Raw genomic sequence first — 16,742 nt, forward strand, 5'->3', positions numbered from 1 at the left:
AAAAGGTGCGAAACAGGATAGTCGCCCTGAGATTTTTTGCAGGCATTTCGTCGGCGGCTGATGGTAAAGTGCCGCCCCATGAAAATCGCCCGTGCCGACCGCTCGCTCATTGCCTGGATGCTCTACAGCTGCGTCCTGTTCAATGTGTTCGCCTGCAGTATCGGTCATGGGCAGATGGTCGGGATGCAGCTCAATGGCATCGGCGGTCAGTTTTGTACGGTGGACCCGCGTACCCAGGCGCCTAAGCCGTCCAACTCCACTGAAGAGAATGTGCCTACGCTGTCCAAGGCGTTTGGTTGCCCGCTGTGTTCCACCGGTGGCATGGGCCCGGCCCTGAGTTCCAGCCTGAATGTGGCCGTATTGCCACAACCCCACGCCCCACCGCCAGCCATTGTCCTGGCTGCTGACATCCCTGCCCGCTTCACCTGGCCCGCGGCTAATCCACGCGCGCCACCTGCGTTCGCCTGATTCCTTCGCGTTTTGATCTGCACTGAGCACCGTTTCCGCAAGGAAGTACGGGCGGCTGTGCGTTGTTTTCAAGCCAAGTTTTTCAGGATTCAACCATGAAACATCTACCTCTGTTGGCAGGCCTGTTCGGCTGCCTGCCTGTCTGCGCCTGGGCCCTTGAGTTGGCCCCAACGACCATTGATGGCGAACAAGCCGCCGAACCCGGCCTGGCCCTGGACCAATCCAGTGGTATGGCGTCGCGGTTGGGCTTGAGCGTGCGGGAAACCCCGGCGTCGGTGGCCATCGCCAATCGCAATGATATCGAGCGCCATGGCGCCAAGACCTTCCGCGACGCGGCCAATACCCTGCCCGGCGTCAACGCCAGCGCCCCACCGGGGTTTGGCGGGTTTGTCTCCTACCGTGGCTTTACCAGCAGCCAGATCACCCAGATGTTCAACGGCATCAACGTCGCGACCGGCCTGGCCCGTCCCGTGGATGCGTGGATCTATGACCGGGTGGAACTGGTGGGCGGCCCCTCCTCGCTGATCAACGGTGCAGGCTCCGTGGGCGGTTCGCTCAACTACGTGACCAAGCTGGCGACCCGTGAGGAACAGGCGGCCGAAGGCCAACTCACCTATGGCAGCTACGACACTGCCGGCATGGCTTTCGGGGTCAATCATGCCCTGACCGAACCCGGTGCCGAGGTGCAGCATTACGCCCGCCTGGATGTCAGCCGCAACACCAACCACAGTTATATCGACCGTGATCAGCGCGAGGCCTGGAGCCTGGCGTTTTCCCTGCTCAGCGACCTCACCCCCAACCTGTCCCACACCCTGGCGCTGGAATACCAGGACGAGCACGAAGACAGTCCCTACTGGGGCACGCCGGTGCTCAACCCCAAGGCGGGCGAACTGAAGATCGACAAGCACAACCGCTTCAACAACTACAACGTCGCCGACGGCCGCTACGAGCAGCGCACGATCTGGGCGCGTTCGATCATCGACTATCGTCTCAACGACAGCACCACGCTGAAAAACACCCTCTATCACCTGGACAGCCAACGCGATTACCGCAACCTGGAAACCTACCAGTACAACGCCGACAACAGCGCGGTGAACCGCTCGACGGCTTACCAAGTGCGTCATCAGGGCGAGCAGAACGGCAACCAGTTCGAGTTGCGACACGACGACCGTATTTTTGGCCTGTCGACCACCTGGTCTGGCGGTTTCGAGTACAAGGTCAACAGCACCACCAACACCCCGCTGAATGTGCCCGGCAACAGCACGGTAGACCCGAACAACTTCGACCCCGGCCACTTCTACGACATCCCGCGAACCCGAGAGAAGTTCGGCAAGGACAAGACCAACGAAGTCACCACCAAGGCGCTGTTCGTGGAGAATCGTCTGGGCCTCACTGACAAACTCTCACTGCTGACTGGCCTGCGTTATGACGCCATTGACCTGGACGTCACCAACCATCGCGCGATAACCGCTACCAACCCTCGCCACTTCAAGCGCAACTGGGACCCGGTGACTGGCCGCGTGGGCCTGACCTATCAGTTCATCCCATCGGCCAATGTGTATGTGCAATACAGCACTGCGGCCGAGCAACCGACTACCACGACGCAAGTGTTCGATGTCTCGACCGGCAAACAGTGGGAAGTGGGCAGCAAGTTCGACTACCTGGACGGTCGTGGATCGGCCACCGTTGCCGCGTACAAGATCGAGCGCAAGGACTTTGCCGTCACCGACCCACAGGATCCGACCAACAGCATTCCGGTCGGCGCGCAATCATCCAAGGGTATCGAGTTGGCCAGCTCGCTGCGCATCACGCCCAAGCTACTGGCAGAGGGCAACTTCGCCTGGGTCGATGCCGAGTACGATGACTTCAACGAGAAAATCGCCAGTGGCGCAGTGGTCTCGCGCAAGGGCAACACGCCCACTAACGTGCCCAAGCGCGTGGGCAACCTGTGGCTGACGTATGACTTTGCCGAGGACTGGCAAGGGGGGGTGGACGCGCGGTATGTCGCCGAGGTGTACGCGGATAATGCCAACACCCAGACAGTGCCGGCCTATACGCTGTTCGGAACGTTCCTACGCTATAAGGTCGACTCGCACACCTCGGTGACGGGCCGGGTGCGCAACCTGACGAATGAAGTGTATGCCGAGTTCGCGCATGTATCGCCGGCCTATTACCTGGGCTCGCCACGAACCTTTGAGGTGGCGGTACAAACCCGGTTCTGACATTCAAACACAAACCACTGTAGGAGCTGGCTTGCCAGCGATGGCATCACCTGGGTACACCTGAGGTACCGAGTCGCCTGCATCGCCGGCAAGCCAGCTCCCACATTCACCAGGCCGTGAGGTCCGAGCTTATTTCAGGCTGGCCTCAACCTTCTGTGCCACATCCTCGGTCAACCACGCCTTCCACACCTCGGGATGTTCCTTGAGAAACACCTGGGCCACTTCCCGAGGGGCGGTGTGATTTTCGCTCATGGTCGCCAGGGCTTTATTCAGCGGGTCAATCGGAAATTCGACCTTCTCGAAGAACTGGGCGATCTGCGGGTGTTCCTTCTGGAACGGCGTAGAAACGCCGATGCTCAACTTGGACGCCAACGATCGCGTCGGCTTCGGATCAGGGTTATCCGCATCCGTGAGGGTCTTCCACGCCTCGGCATCGAACGGTGGTTCTTCCAGCTGGATCAACTTGTAGCGCCCCATCAGCGGCGTCGGCGACCAGTAGTAGAACAACACCGGCTTGCCCCGGCGGATCGATGAGGCAATCTCGGCATCCAGTGCCGCGCCCGAGCCACTGCGGAAGTTCACGTAGCTGTCATCCAAGCCATAGGCCTTGAGCTTCTGCTTGTTGACCACTTCCGAGGTCCAGCCGATCGGGCTGTTGAGGAAGCGCCCCTTGCCTGGGGATTCCGGGTCCTTGAACACGTCTTTGTAGCGCGCCAGGTCCTTCACGCTCTTGAGCTCGGGGGCGAGGGGCTTGATGCCTTTGGCCGGGTCACCCTTGACCACGTATTCCGGCACCCACCAGCCTTCGGTTGCACCCTTGACCGTATCGCCCAGGCCCACCACCCTGCCTTCGGCCTCAGCCTTGACCCACACCGGACTGCGGCCGGCCCACTCTTCGCCGATCACCTGGATGTCGTTCTTCGCCAAGGCGGTTTCCAGGGTGATGGTGGTACCCGGCAACGTGTCGGTGGGCAGCTCGTAACCCTTCTCGACAATCACCCGCAGCACTTCGGTGATCAGGCTGCCGCTTTCCCAGTTCAGGTCGGCAAAATGTATCGGTGCCTGGGCGGCGTTAACCGGCAGCGTCGCCACTGAAAGCCCCAGGGTCGTCAGGGACGCAGCCAATAGTGTTCTCAATCCTTTCATGCCTTCGCACCTCGCGATATCGCAGCCAATGGCGGACGGCTTTGCTGCGTATGCGCGAAGCCTCTGAATAGTTAAGTCAACTCAACTGTAGTAGAGGTTCCGGGAGATAGCGGGTGATCGCGGTTTTTGCTGATTACTCGCTGGCCTTGAACGTGACCAGTTCACCCTTGCGCCATTTGGCGGCCTTGCCGGTCACGGCTTTCAGGGTTTTGGTCAGGCCTTCTTGCAACTGCTCGTTGGCGGCGAACACCAGCATCACGCTGTGGCCTTCCTTGAACACAATGCCCTGGCCTTCGGTCGAGGACACAAAGGCGTAGTCGCCCAGGCCATAGACGGTCAACTTGATGTCGCGGAACTTCAACTCGAACTTGCCGCCTTCACGACTGGGCAATACCGCCGCGCGGAAGTGGTCGCCGACTTTGAGTTCAAGGCGAGGCTTGTCGTCCACCACCATCGCCGCTTCAGTGTCGATTTCGGCAATGTAGATGCCTTCCGGCGTCTGTTCGGTAATGTAAACAAAACGGGATTGAAACTGTTTGACCAACTTTGCGCGCAAATCACCCAGCACGAACAACGCGTGCATATCCAGATTACTGACTGCCAAGGAAACGCCCCCACATCGAAAAGAGCGCCGTCCGCCAGAGCGGGCAGCACAAAAAAACGGCCGTTACGGCACGATCACACAACGCATTGTTTGAAAAAAACTGAAGAAAATCCCGCTGTCGCGCCATAAGACTAGTACAGACGTACGCGATGGACCTTTGTAAAGGTCATCAGGCATCACAGGAGATCACAGGTTCAACGGCCCGAGAATACGGGCTGACCAACTTCAGAGAAAAACCCAATTAAAAATGCAGTGTTCCGACATGCCAACACAAAAAGACACACCTGCCACGGAACTGGGTGTTGACCGCCGACGACAATACTAAAACAGCAGCACAGAGCAAAACCACCCACAGCGTTGCAATCACATTACCCGGATCGACCGAAAGGAGCAGGCCATGCAACGACCAACCTACAGCGCTATGTCTTCGCACACCCGTCCATCCCGTCAGGACGAAGCCCAATACTACCGCTTGAATGGCTCTGATGGGTACTCGGATTCGGTTCTTTACCAAGTCGTGCCTGCCGGTAGAAACTTCTTCCACATCCGCGAAGTGCTCAGCGGCCGAATCAAAGGCTTTCGCAGCGACCATGTCAAGGCCTGCGAGCTGGCCAAGAAACTTGAAGCAATGCTGCAGACAGCCCACGGAGCAATCGTTTCGTCAGGCCATTAACTTAACTGCGCCGCCGACCCGCAACAACTGCCATACTGGCCCGTCCACTGAAGTTTGTGCCCGCCGGGCCAGGTTTCACCAGTGCAGTTATCTCCAAGGGAAGGCTCTACGTGACGGAATTTGATATCGGCGAATTTTTCATCCATGGCGACGCGAGGGAAGTAGACGGCGAATTCCAAGCTGTGATCGTAATGCGGGCCAAGCCACCGCTGACCACTGTCACCACCCACCAGGTGGAAAAAGACCGCTGGTTCAAAACTGTCGACGCGGCTGCCATCGCCGCCAAGGACGCCGCCAAGGCGTTAAAGACTGCCGTGGACGCCGGGGCCCTGAATTCCTGAGATCCGATAGAACTCTGCTGCGCCACAACCCTCCCATGCATAACGACCACCCTGCATGGAGAACCAAATGGACGCGCCAATCCCCACCCTTGAAACCCTGTTTGAACAATTGGGCCTGGATTCAACCCCAGACGGCATCGATGCGTTTATCGTTGCCCATCCATTGCCTGAAGATGTGAAGCTCATCGATGCACCGTTCTGGTCGGCGCAACAAGCGAGTTTTCTCAAGGAAGAGCTTCGCGACGATGCCGAATGGGCGATTGCCGTGGATGAACTGAACCAACGCCTGCATCAAGCGAACTGAGTCGGCGTCAATGCAGGCTGTCTGACTGCTCCAGGCGCAACAGCGCCTGCCAGGCAGCCCTGCACTCCTCCGCTTCATCGCGACTGGCGAACGCCGTGCCGCGCTGCTCACCGTTGAGCAACACCACCCAGCAAGCCTTCTGACCCAGCGCACGCAAGGTTTCGGGAACGCCACTGCCAATCATCACGGCGACATCGACTTTGTTTTGCATGAAGCTTCTCCGCAGCATTAGTTAGCTGGCTAACAATGTTGGCCATGCTACGGTTTTCCTCCAGTTGGAAAAAGCTATCCCCGGAATAGCTCCATTGCATAAACAGCAATAATCCCTATCGTCCGCCTTTTGCTACCTCGGGTTTATAGCCCAGGCGCAAGCCGCCCCAATGCCGGCCCTTGACCATGATCGGCACCGACAGGTCGTGCATCAGTTCGCCGGTGTCACGGGTATAGGTCTGCAGCAGAACGGCCTGTTGGTGGCTGCCACAGCGGATCCCGGTGCGGTCTTCAAACTTGCGCTTGGTGCGGTTCTGCACGGCATCCACCTGCGCATCACCGGTCAGCGCGTGGGAGAACGCCTTGTTGTGCGTCGGCACATAGCCCTGGGGCGTGCAGGCGATGGCAAACACCAACCCTTCATGCCGTGGCAACAGTGCCTCCTGGATCGCCGGCAGCACCTGGTCGGTGTAGCCGTCAAAGCGGGTGTGGTATTTGCTCGGGCTGGTATTGGCGATCGGCGTGTAGCTGCGGTCGAACAGGTCGTCCAGGCTGATGCGGTTCTGCTGCACATCGGCTTCGAACTGCGCGGCAATCCGGCTTGCGCCTTCACGCGCCAGGTCGTAGATGCGCTGGTGGTAGTCATCCAGCCCGACTTCGGCCAGGCGCTCGCTGATGGTTTCGGCCTGGCCTTCCATCTGCACGGCAGCGTCAGCCAGTTGACGGGTTTGCTGATCGCTGACGGCCAGGTCGCTGCGCATCTGCTCCACGGCATGGAACAGGCTGTCGAGTTGCGTGCGATTGGTGTCGGTGCCCTGGGCGATTTCATTAACCTGGCCTTCCACATCCGCCGCCAGGCTGGCGATATTTTGCAGTTGCTCGCCAGCGTGCTCCACCTGCTCGACGCCGGTGTGCAGGTCGGCCGAGAGCTGGCGAATCTGTTCCACCACCTGGGCAGTGCGTTGCTGGATATCCGCGACCATCACGCCCACTTCATCAGTGGCCGTGGCTGTTCGCCCGGCGAGCCCGCGCACTTCATCGGCGACCACCGCGAACCCGCGCCCGTGTTCACCGGCCCGTGCGGCTTCAATGGCCGCGTTGAGCGCCAGCAAATTGGTCTGGCTGGCGATGGACTGGATCACCAGGGTCACCCGCTGGATTTCCTCACTGCGCTGACTCAAGGCTTCGATCAGTTCACGGCTGGCATTCGCGCGCTGGCTGAGCTGGTGCATACGCGTGATCGATTGGGCCAGCACCTCGCGGCCTTCAGTGCTGCGCCGGTGGGCCTGGCTGGCAGCGCCTAGCGCTTCGCGACTGAGTTGGGAGGTGATCTTTTCGGTGCCGATCATCACCTCGGCACTGCTGACAATCTGCTTGGCGGCGCTCAACTGTGATTGCAACCGGGCAGCCAGCTGCTTGACCGAATAGGCCACGCCGGCGGCGGACAATGCGTTATGGCTGGTGGTGTAGGACAGGTCGCGCGTCAGCTCGCCAATGGCATCGACGCCTTCGGAGGAGGCAATAACCGGCGTGCGACTTTTCAACCGAGGCAGCCAGATCACCAGCAGCGCCAGTGGCAAGCAGACGTAGAGTGGCAGGCTGGCAAGCGCCAGGCCCAACAGTACCAGCACCAGGGCGGTGCTCTGCAAGAACGGCGTGAGCCAGCCGGGCAACCCGCGCACCACCGGTTGCGGTGGCACTGCTGCGCCCATCAGAGATCCGTCTCCAGCCATCGTCGTTACCCCACTGCTTGTCATTATTGTTCATGCATTAAACGCCACTATCGGGCCATTATCCATGGGCCTTTAGTGGGGTAGCTTGCAGCAGATCAATAGACGGGGTGTAACGGGTCTTTCCCTGGGGAACCGCGTGGCGATCCCCCAGCTTCAACGCATCAGGCTTGGCGCTGGTGCTTGTCGATCTGCTCGTGGCGCTCTTGCGCTTCGATGCAGTACTTGGTGGTCGGGCTGATCAGCAGGCGCTTGAGGCCGATCGGCTCGCCGCTGTCATCGCACCAGCCAAAGGAATCTTCCTTGATGCGCTCCAGTGCGCGCTCAAGCTGCGGCAGCATGCGCTGGTCGCGGTCGATTGCGTTGACCAGCCAGGTACGCTCTTCTTCAACGGAAGCGGCGTCAGCCGGATCGGCCGGGGTATCCAGGCTTTCAATGGCGATACGGTTCTGTTCAATGCGCTCGTGGTGTTCCACTTTCATGTCTTGCAGCAACTGCTCGAAAAAAGCGTGCTGTTCGGCATTCATGTAGTCATCCGCCGGCATGGCCAGCAACTTTTCCTTTGTCATTGATTTCTCTATAAAAAATACGTGCATTAAGGCGAATAAGGGAGCGTTCCGGCCGACCTCTGCAGGTCTCGGAAAGGCGCCGTCCATTCCAAGCGCCACCCGGCACTCAATTTACGAGGGGCGGCAGTCTAAGGCCGACTTGAGGGCGCAGCAACTGAAATGACAGGCATTTTTTCCCAGATAACCCCAAAAGGCACCAGGACGGGCTTGGCGAATGGTTATCGGAGTGCGTTTATAGCAGGAAAGTTCGTGAAGCAGCTATAAGCCGCAAGCGGCAAGCGACAAGCTGCAAACATCAGCATGCTTGCAGCTTGAGGCTTGAGGCTTGCCGCTGCGCCTCAGCGCTTGAGCTTGCGCTTGTTGCGGTACTGGTCGATCACCACCGCCACCACAATGATCAGGCCCTTGATGATGTCCTGGATGTACGCATCCACACCGACAAAGGTAAACCCGCTGGCCATCACCCCAAGGATCAGCGCGCCGATCACGGTGCCGGTGATGCGCCCTACCCCGCCCGCCAGGCTAGTACCGCCGATCACTGCCGCAGCAATCGCATCCAGCTCATAAGACATGCCCATGCCGGCCTGGCCGGTGGCGGCACGTGCCGAGGCCACCACACCCGCCAGGCCAGCCAAGAGACCGGCGATGCTGTACACGATGATCAAGTGGCGCTTGACGTTGATCCCCGAGGTACGCGCCGCCTGCATATTGCCGCCGATGGCGTAGGTGTACTTGCCATACTTGGTGTAGCGCAGCGCGATATGGAAGATCACCGCCACCACCAGGAAGATGATCACCGGCATCGCGCCATGGCCGATGGCCGTGTACGAGTCCGAGAGCATGCTCACCGGCTGGCCTTCGGTGTAGTAACGCGCCAGGCCACGGGCCGAGACCATCATGCCCAGGGTCGCAATGAACGGCGGAATGCCGGTGACAGCGATGATGCTGCCGTTGATCGCCCCCGCCAGCAGCCCGACGCCCAGCCCCATCGCCACCGGGATCCACACCGGCAAGTCGGTAAGGCTCGGGAACACCGCACGGGAAAAGTCGGAAGTCTGGGCCAAACTCGCGGCGATCATCGCCGACAGCGCCAGCACCGAACCGGAGGACAGATCGATCCCCGTGGTGATAATGACCTGGGTCACGCCAATCGCCAGCAGACCAATGATCGACACTTGCAGAATCATCAGCACCAGGCGCTGGGAGTTCATCAGGAAACTCTGGTCCCGCACGATCCAGCCAAACAGCTCGAAGACCAGGCCGATGCCAATCAGCACCAAAAAGATGCTCAGCTCGGTGGGCATGCGTCGACGACTTTTGGTTGGCACCGTCGCAGGCTTGTTATCCGTTATTGCGTTCATAACCCATCACCTTCTTATTCTGTACGTCAGTGGACTGCGGTCATCCCGGAGGCCAACTGCATGACTTTTTCCTGGGTCGCTTCGCTGCGGTCCAGGGTGCCCATCAATTCGCCTTCGTGCATCACCATGACCCGGTCGCTCATGCCCAGCACTTCGGGCAATTCGGAAGAAATCATGATCACCGCCATGCCTTCGCTGGCCAGGAACGAGATCAAGCGATAGATCTCGGCCTTGGCGCCCACGTCGATGCCCCGCGTGGGTTCATCAAGGATCAGCAGGCGCGGGTTGGTCATCAGCCAGCGTGCCAGCAAGGCCTTCTGCTGGTTGCCGCCGGACAAGGTGTCGATGCACTGCTCAAGGGACGGGGTTTTCACCCGCAGCTTCTTGCACATGTCTTCGCACAGCGCACGCAGGGCTTTCTGCTGGATAAAGCCGTTGCCCGAGTAATGCGGCAGCACGGCCATTTCCATGTTTTCCAGGACCGACAGGCACGGGAACAGGCCACTGAGCTTGCGGTCCTCAGTCAGCAGGGCAAACCCTTTCTCGATGGCCATGTGCGGGTCGCTGATACGCACCGCTTTACCGTCCAGTTCAATCTGCCCGCCGTCGCTTGGGGTGATGCCAAACAGGGTCTCCGCCACATTGGTGCGGCCCGAGCCCATCAGCCCGGCGATGCCAAGGATCTCGCCAGCGTGCAGGTCGAAGGAGACGTCCTTGAACACCCCGTCCAGGCGCAGGTCGCGGACCGACAGCAGCAGGTCGCCGATGGGCGTCTCGCGCACCGGGAACAGCTGGCTCAGCTCACGGCCGACCATCATCGAGATCAGGCTGTCGCTGTTCATGCTGTCGGCACGTTGCAGGCCGATGTAGTGGCCGTCGCGGAACACCGCCACTTCATCGGCGATGGCGAACACTTCGTTCATTTTATGCGTGATGTAGACGATGCCTTTGCCCTGGGACTTGAGGTCGGCAATGATCGAAAACAGGTGGGCCACTTCCTTCTCGGTAATGGCGGACGTCGGCTCATCCATGATCAGGATGTCGGAGTCGTAGGACACGGCCTTGGCAATCTCGACCATCTGCCGCTCGGCGATGCTCAGGTTACCCACGTGTTCCTCGGGGTCCAGGTTGATGCGCAGGCGCGCCAGCAATTCGGCCGTGCAGCGGTGCATTTCGCGGTGATTGACCATGTGCAGGCTGTTGAGTTGCTCGCGGCCGATCCAGATGTTCTCGGCGATGCTCATGTGCGGCATCAGGTTGAGTTCCTGGTGGATCATCGCGATCCCGGCCTTCTGGGCCGCCAGGGGCGTTTCAAACACAATCGGCTTGCCGCGCAGGCGAATCTCGCCAGCGTCGGGCTGGTAGATGCCGGCGATGATTTTCATCAGCGTCGACTTGCCCGCACCGTTCTCGCCCATCAGCGCCAGTACTGTGCCGGGGCGTACCCGCAGTTGCACGTCGGCCAGGGCCACGACGCCGGGGAAGCCTTTGCTGATGTTGACGATTTCCAACAGGTAGGGTTCGTCCAGCGGCAACGGCTGGATGCCGGGGGGCTGTGAGACAGCGGCTTGAGCGAGCATAAGGAGGTACTCCATCGGCAAGGCGGGCACGACCGCCCTGCCGGCTTATTGTTGTTATGTAGGGGCTACTTGAAGTCTTTGACGTTGTCCGGGGTGATCAGCTGGAACGGGATCACTACGTTCTGCTCGATAGGCTCGTTCTTGGCCATCTTGCGCGCCGTCTCGACCGACTTGTCCGCCTGGCCCTTGGCGTCCTGGAAGGCCGACACGGTCATGTCCCCCTTGGTGATTGCGTTCAGGCCGTCCGGCGTGCCGTCGACACCGGCGATCAACACGCCCTTCTTGCCCGCCGATTTCAGCGCCATGGCGGCACCGATCGCCATCTCGTCGTTGTTCGACAGCACCGCCTGGAAGTCGCGGCCCTGGGTCAGCCAGTCGTTGACCAGGGTCATGCCCTTGTCACGCAGCCAGATACCGGTCTGTTCCTGCTCGATCTTGATGCCTGGGTACTTAGTCAGGACTTCCTTCACACCCTTGGTACGGTTGGTGGTGGAGTTGTTTGCCAAGTCACCCAGCAGGATCACGATGTTGCCTTTGCCGCCAAGCTTTTCGGCGATGTACTGCATCTGCAGCTTGCCGGCCTCGACGTCATCGGAGGTCACCGCCGCGACGCCTGGTGCCAGTGTCGGGCTGTCAGGACGACGGTTGACGAACACCAGCGGGATTTTCGCTGCGGTGGCGGCCTTGATGATGTTGGCCGTCGACGCGGTATCCACCGGGTTGACGATGATCGCGTCGACTTTCTGGCTGATAAAGTTTTCGACCTGGCTCAACTGCTTGACCACATCGGCGCGGGCGTCTTCGAACTGCAGCTGTACGCCATCGCCCTTGGGATAGGACTTGGCTTGCTTGTCCATGTCTTCGCGCAGGTAGGTGAGGAAGGTGTCATCGAAGGCGGACATGCTCACGCCTATCTTCAGGTCGGCAGCCGAGGCAACACCGCTGGCGAGCAGCATGGACAAGGCCAGCGCGGTAAAACGGATCGGGGTCTTCATGAACGGTCTGTCTCCACTTTCTTGTTGGTTTTTTGGACGTTGCGTTTATCAGAGCTCAGCAGGCAGCCGGACCACCGGTGCACCTGGAATACAGCAGACCAGCGCGCCTTGGTTTTCGACGCACAGCACATTAAGGAAGGAGAAGTAGAACGGCCGGGCGCGGGGCAGACCGCGTGGCGTGTGGGCAGGGCGTAAAACTCGCAGTACAGCGTTGAAGATTTTCATCTGACGGTACCTGGTTGTTTTTGATCTTGTTTTTGTTGAGCCGTGCGGATCGAGTCCGAACGTACTTTATGCAACCTGGAAAAGACTTTATTGGAAAATAATTTCCATATCAACCTGTTTTAGAATTTTATTCTATTTTTGTTGAAACCACCTGCTGGCGCTCGGCGCTCAGGCGTGCGGCGTCCAATATACGGGTGGTTTCCAGCGCGTCATAGGCGTCCACCGGCAACGGCCCCTGCCCTTGCACGGCCAGTTGCAACTGCCGATAGAACTGCGTCCAGCAGCCCTTTTCCGAGGGTACTCGCTCACGCTCAGAACCTTGTTCGAACCAGCCCCAGCGTCGATGTTCTTCGGCACCCCAGTGCTCACCTTCGGTTTTCGGCGACTTGCCGGCCATTAGCGCCTCCTCCTGACCGTCCAGGCCTTCGACGGTGTAACAGCCTGCGCAGCCACTGACGCGAAAACGCGGTGCCTGGCTGTTTTGCAAGGCGTTGCCCCACAGATGGGAGATCACGCCGTTGGCATGAGTCAGGGAGACAAAGAAGCCGTGATCCACCGTGGGGTGTTCGGCGGTGTAATGCAGCTGGGCGAACACTCGATCTACCGGGCCGAACAGTTGCAACGCCTGGTCGACCAAATGGCTGCCCAAGTCGCGCAGCCAGCCACCACCGCTGGCGTTACCTACGGCTTGCGGGCTGTAGCGTTCCACGCGGGATTCAAAGCGGCTGATTTTGCCCAGTGCCCCGGCGTCGATGAGCTTGCGCAGGGTCAGGTAGTCCGAATCCCAGCGCCGGTTCTGATACACGCTGAGCAGCGTGCCCTGGCGCTCGGCCGCGGTGATCAGCGCCTGGGCCTGTTCGGCGTTGGCGGCGAAGGGTTTGTCGCTGACCACGGTAACGCCGTGTTCGATGGCTTCCAGCACCAGGGCCGGGCGGCCTTTGAGGGTGGTGGAAATAACCAAGGCGTCGACACCCGCCTCGACGATCTGGCCGATGGAATCGAAAGCCTTGAGGCCGGGATGGTCAGTCGCCAACTGCTGGCGGCGTTCAGGTGAGCGAGTTACTACGCCAACAAACGTGGCGCCGGGCAGTGTTGCAATCAGCGGCGCATGAAAGAAGCGCCCTCCGTGGCCGTAGCCAACCAGTCCAATTCGCATACATACACTCCTAATTTAAACTGGAAACCCAATTCAACTGTGGGAGCTGGCTTGCCTGCGATAGCAGTGTGTCAGGCAATGAATCTGACACTGATGAACCGCCATCGCAGGCAAGCCAGCTCCCACAGTTTTTAACCGGGTTTCTTCAGTGAATCAGCCGTAGAAGTGCGGGCGATCCGGCAGGCTCACCTTCACAATCTGCTCACTGTTCTGCGCCTCGATGCACGCATCCGCCGCCACTGCCGCCGCAAAGCCATCCCACGCCGAAGGCCCACCCACCTGGCCGGCGCGAACGCTGTCGATAAACGCCTGCAACTCCACGTCATAGGCCCCGATAAACCGGTCCTTCCAGTCCATCAGAATCGCGTTGGACAGCTTCGCCCCGCTGCGCAATTGCACCTGGGACGGCTCCGGCAGCTTGGCGATGCCGGTCTCCCCCACCACTTCGCACTGGATGTCATAGCCGTACTGGCAGTTCACAAACACTTCCACATCGATGCGCGTGCCCTTGGCGGTTTCCAGCAGCACGATCTGCGGGTCACGCAGGTGCGCCAGGGCCTTGCTGGATTTGCGCGGGAACACTACTTGCACCGACACGTAGTCATCGTTGAGCAGCCAACGCAACACATCCAGCTCGTGGATCAGGGTGTCGGTGATCGCCATGTCGGTCTTGTAGTTCTCACCTACCGTGGGGTTGCGGTGCGCGCAATGCAGCATCAACGGCTCGCCGATCTGGCCACTGTCGATCACGGCTTTGAGGGCGCGATAGCCTTCGTCGTAGGGGCGCATGAAACCGACCTGCACCAGGCGCTTGCCGTAGGCCACCTCGGCATCGACGATCTTGCGGCAGCCCTCGGCAGTGACCGCCAGGGGTTTCTCGCAGAACACCGGTTTGCCGGCGGTGATGGCGGCGAGCACGAACTCTTCGTGGCTCGGGCCCCAGGAGGTCACCAGGATCGCTTGCACCTGCGGCGAGTTGATCAACGCATGGCCGTCGGGGTACACCTCGGCGTCCAGCTTCAAGTCCGCCACCACCTTGGCGGCCTGTTCAAGGTTGATGTCGGTCACGGCGACGACCTGGCTGTTGAGCAGGGTCTGACTGCAACGACGAATATGGTCCCGGCCAATGGCGCCCGTACCAATCACTCCAAGCTTCAAAGACATACAACACTCCTCTTGTTATTAGTACTGCCGGGCCTTCGCCAGGTGTTCGTTGAGTTTTTTCGCGGCGGCATTCGTGCGTTCGCTGGTGGACACCTGCGCCACGCCTACCCGCCACCACGACAGGTAGCCGTGGACCATAGTCTTGGGCAGCACCTTGATATCGATCAGCGTCGAAACCGTTTGAGTACGCGCATCCGCCAGCGCCGCTTCGAGTTGCTCCACGGTGCTGACCTTGTAGGTCTTGCAGCCGTAGGCCGCCGCGCTCATGGCGAAATCCACCGGCACCAGGCCGCCGTCGAGCTTGCCGCTCTCGGGGTTGCGGAAGCGGAACTCGGTGCCGAAGCTGTCCATGCCATTGCCGATCTGCAGGTTGTTGATGCAGCCGAACGCCATGTTGTCGAGCAGTACCACGTTGATCTTGCGCCGCTCCTGGATCGAGGTGGCCAGCTCCGAGTGCAGCATCATGTAGGAGCCGTCGCCGACCAAGGCGTAGACCTCTTTGCTCGGCTCGGCGAGTTTCACGCCGAGGGCGGCGTTGATCTCGTAGCCCATGCACGAATAGCCGTACTCGACGTGGTAGGTGTTCACGCCCTTGCTGCGCCAGGCGCGCTGCAGGTCGCCGGGTAGGCTGCCGGCGGCGGCGACGATGATGGCGTCGTCGGCCAGGGTTTCATTCAATACACCCAGCACGCGGCTTTGGGTCAGGCACGAGCCCGTCAGCTCGATAAATTCACGCAGCACCGCGCGATCCAGGTGGTCGTCGACCTCGGGCACAAACCCGTCGCCGGCATATTCGACCTGATGCACACGGTCCACTTCGGCCTCCAACTGCGCCTTGGCCTCAACAATCTGCTCGCCCCAGCCGGAACGGTAATCCCCCAGGGCATCGGCAAGCGCTTCCAGGGCGACCTGCGCGTCGGCAAGCACCTGCACACCGTCGAGTTTCAGCGCGTCGCAGGGGCTGATATTGAGGTTGAGAAACTTCACGTCTGCGTGCTTGAACAGCGATTTGGACGAGGTGGTGAAGTCGGTGTAGCGCGTGCCGATCCCAATGATCAGGTCCGCTTCGGGCGCCAGCAGATTCGCCGCCAGGCAGCCGGTTTCACCGATCCCGCCGACGTTCAGCGGGTGGCTGGAGACCACGGCGCTCTTGCCCGCCTGGGTTTCCGCGAAGGGAATATCAAACCGTTCGGCAAAGGCTTGCAGCGCGGCATTGGCGCCGGAGTACTTCACGCCGCCACCGCAGATGATCAGCGGCTTGCGCTTGCCGCGGAACGCCGCCAATGCATCACCGATCATCGCGGCGGTCGCCGGGCGACGCTCGATGCGGTGCACGCGTTTCTGCAGAAAATAATCCGGATAATCCCAGGCCTCGGCCTGCACATCCTGGGGCAATGCCAGGGTCACGGCGCCGGTTTCGGCCGGGTCGGTGAGCACGCGCATGGCGTGGATCGCGGCGGTCATCAACTGCTCGGGGCGGTTGATGCGGTCCCAGTACTTGCTGACTGAGCGGAAGGCATCGTTGGTGCTGATGCTCAGGTCATGGAACTGTTCGATCTGTTGCAGCACCGGGTCGGGCTGGCGGCTGGCGTAGACATCGCCGGGCAACAGCAACAACGGGATGCGGTTAGCCGTGGCGGTCGCAGCGGCGGTGAGCATGTTGGCGGCGCCCGGGCCTACGGAGGCGGTGCACGCGTAGATCTTGCGGCGCAGGTGCTGCTTGGCGAAACCGATGGCAGCATGGGCCATGCCCTGCTCGTTGCGGCCCTGGTGCACCACCAGGTCGCCGCTGTCCTGCTCCAGGGCCTGGCCCAGGCCCAGCACGTTGCCGTGGCCGAAAATAGTGAACACCCCGGCGACAAACTTACTCTGCACGCCATCGACTTCGATGTATTGGTTATCCAGGAACTTCACCAGGGCCTGGGCCATGGTCAATCGTGTTGTGGTCATCACTTGCACCTTGAGTGAATACAACTCCAGTGTGGGAGCTGGCT

The 16,742-nt window shown here is 60.3% G+C and carries 17 protein-coding genes; 5 read left to right on the forward strand and 12 right to left on the reverse strand.

The features are described 5' to 3' along the window. The first annotated feature begins 78 nt into the window (after nucleotides 1-78). Nucleotides 79-468: a DUF2946 domain-containing protein gene (locus tag CWC48_RS28435; protein ID WP_078048045.1), complete on the forward strand. Its 390-nt coding sequence runs from the start codon at nucleotides 79-81 to the stop codon at nucleotides 466-468. 95 nt (nucleotides 469-563) lie between these two features. Then, the gene (locus tag CWC48_RS28440; protein WP_100490965.1) at nucleotides 564-2,690 is read left to right on the forward strand and encodes a TonB-dependent siderophore receptor; all 2,127 of its coding nucleotides are present in this window, start codon (nucleotides 564-566) and stop codon (nucleotides 2,688-2,690) included. A 129-nt stretch (nucleotides 2,691-2,819) separates the two neighbouring features. Here the strand turns inward: CWC48_RS28440 and CWC48_RS28450 are convergent, their stop codons facing one another. Together CWC48_RS28450 and CWC48_RS28455 are read right to left on the reverse strand one after the other, a co-directional pair. Beyond that, complete coding sequence (locus CWC48_RS28450; protein WP_100490966.1) at nucleotides 2,820-3,836, reverse strand: ABC transporter substrate-binding protein; 1,017 nt, start codon at nucleotides 3,834-3,836, stop codon at nucleotides 2,820-2,822. A gap of 133 nt (nucleotides 3,837-3,969) precedes the next feature. After that, nucleotides 3,970-4,419 (reverse strand): hypothetical protein, encoded by a 450-nt coding sequence (locus tag CWC48_RS28455; RefSeq protein ID WP_177409513.1) that lies wholly within the window; start codon nucleotides 4,417-4,419, stop codon nucleotides 3,970-3,972. Between the two features lie 418 nt (nucleotides 4,420-4,837). On the opposite strand from CWC48_RS28455, the gene CWC48_RS28460 reads away from it, so the two are divergent. From CWC48_RS28460 to CWC48_RS28470, 3 genes are all read left to right on the forward strand, one after another. Beyond that, on the forward strand, nucleotides 4,838-5,113 hold the full coding sequence (locus tag CWC48_RS28460; protein ID WP_100490967.1) for a hypothetical protein: 276 nt from the start codon (nucleotides 4,838-4,840) through the stop codon (nucleotides 5,111-5,113). A gap of 110 nt (nucleotides 5,114-5,223) precedes the next feature. Beyond that, on the forward strand, nucleotides 5,224-5,454 hold the full coding sequence (locus tag CWC48_RS28465) for a hypothetical protein (RefSeq protein WP_078048040.1): 231 nt from the start codon (nucleotides 5,224-5,226) through the stop codon (nucleotides 5,452-5,454). 67 nt (nucleotides 5,455-5,521) lie between these two features. Continuing rightward, entirely contained in the window at nucleotides 5,522-5,758 is a 237-nt protein-coding gene (locus CWC48_RS28470; protein WP_078048039.1) for a DUF2789 domain-containing protein, read from the forward strand. Between the two features lie 7 nt (nucleotides 5,759-5,765). Here the strand turns inward: CWC48_RS28470 and CWC48_RS28475 are convergent, their stop codons facing one another. The 10 genes from CWC48_RS28475 to iolD all read right to left on the reverse strand — a co-directional run bounded on the left by CWC48_RS28475 (nucleotide 5,766) and on the right by iolD (nucleotide 16,698). Further along, the gene (locus CWC48_RS28475; RefSeq protein WP_028615868.1) at nucleotides 5,766-5,969 is read right to left on the reverse strand and encodes a hypothetical protein; all 204 of its coding nucleotides are present in this window, start codon (nucleotides 5,967-5,969) and stop codon (nucleotides 5,766-5,768) included. A 115-nt stretch (nucleotides 5,970-6,084) separates the two neighbouring features. After that, nucleotides 6,085-7,725, reverse strand: a complete 1,641-nt coding sequence (locus tag CWC48_RS28480; RefSeq protein WP_371857057.1) for a methyl-accepting chemotaxis protein — start codon at nucleotides 7,723-7,725, stop codon at nucleotides 6,085-6,087. A 137-nt stretch (nucleotides 7,726-7,862) separates the two neighbouring features. After that, nucleotides 7,863-8,267 carry a TraR/DksA C4-type zinc finger protein gene (locus CWC48_RS28485; RefSeq protein WP_010564800.1) on the reverse strand — a complete coding sequence of 135 codons (405 nt, stop codon included), beginning with the start codon at nucleotides 8,265-8,267 and terminating at the stop codon, nucleotides 7,863-7,865. Nucleotides 8,268-8,605: 338 nt separating this feature from the next. Next, nucleotides 8,606-9,628 carry an ABC transporter permease gene (locus CWC48_RS28490; RefSeq protein ID WP_016975559.1) on the reverse strand — a complete coding sequence of 341 codons (1,023 nt, stop codon included), beginning with the start codon at nucleotides 9,626-9,628 and terminating at the stop codon, nucleotides 8,606-8,608. A 26-nt stretch (nucleotides 9,629-9,654) separates the two neighbouring features. Then, entirely contained in the window at nucleotides 9,655-11,208 is a 1,554-nt protein-coding gene (locus CWC48_RS28495) for a sugar ABC transporter ATP-binding protein (RefSeq protein ID WP_078048037.1), read from the reverse strand. 65 nt (nucleotides 11,209-11,273) lie between these two features. Next, nucleotides 11,274-12,203 carry a sugar ABC transporter substrate-binding protein gene (locus tag CWC48_RS28500; protein WP_078048036.1) on the reverse strand — a complete coding sequence of 310 codons (930 nt, stop codon included), beginning with the start codon at nucleotides 12,201-12,203 and terminating at the stop codon, nucleotides 11,274-11,276. A 48-nt stretch (nucleotides 12,204-12,251) separates the two neighbouring features. After that, nucleotides 12,252-12,428, reverse strand: a complete 177-nt coding sequence (locus tag CWC48_RS30440) for a hypothetical protein (protein WP_163033238.1) — start codon at nucleotides 12,426-12,428, stop codon at nucleotides 12,252-12,254. Between the two features lie 127 nt (nucleotides 12,429-12,555). Further along, nucleotides 12,556-13,584, reverse strand: coding sequence for a Gfo/Idh/MocA family oxidoreductase (locus tag CWC48_RS28505; RefSeq protein ID WP_100490969.1), 1,029 nt, complete (start codon nucleotides 13,582-13,584; stop codon nucleotides 12,556-12,558). Nucleotides 13,585-13,737: 153 nt separating this feature from the next. After that, nucleotides 13,738-14,748: a Gfo/Idh/MocA family protein gene (locus CWC48_RS28510; RefSeq protein ID WP_100490970.1), complete on the reverse strand. Its 1,011-nt coding sequence runs from the start codon at nucleotides 14,746-14,748 to the stop codon at nucleotides 13,738-13,740. Between the two features lie 18 nt (nucleotides 14,749-14,766). Further along, nucleotides 14,767-16,698 carry a 3D-(3,5/4)-trihydroxycyclohexane-1,2-dione acylhydrolase (decyclizing) gene (gene iolD / locus CWC48_RS28515; protein ID WP_100490971.1) on the reverse strand — a complete coding sequence of 644 codons (1,932 nt, stop codon included), beginning with the start codon at nucleotides 16,696-16,698 and terminating at the stop codon, nucleotides 14,767-14,769. Nucleotides 16,699-16,742 lie beyond the last annotated feature (44 nt).

This window comes from Pseudomonas sp. S10E 269 (assembly GCF_002798465.1).
In the GTDB taxonomy this organism is placed as follows: Bacteria; Pseudomonadota; Gammaproteobacteria; order Pseudomonadales; family Pseudomonadaceae; genus Aquipseudomonas; species Aquipseudomonas pergaminensis.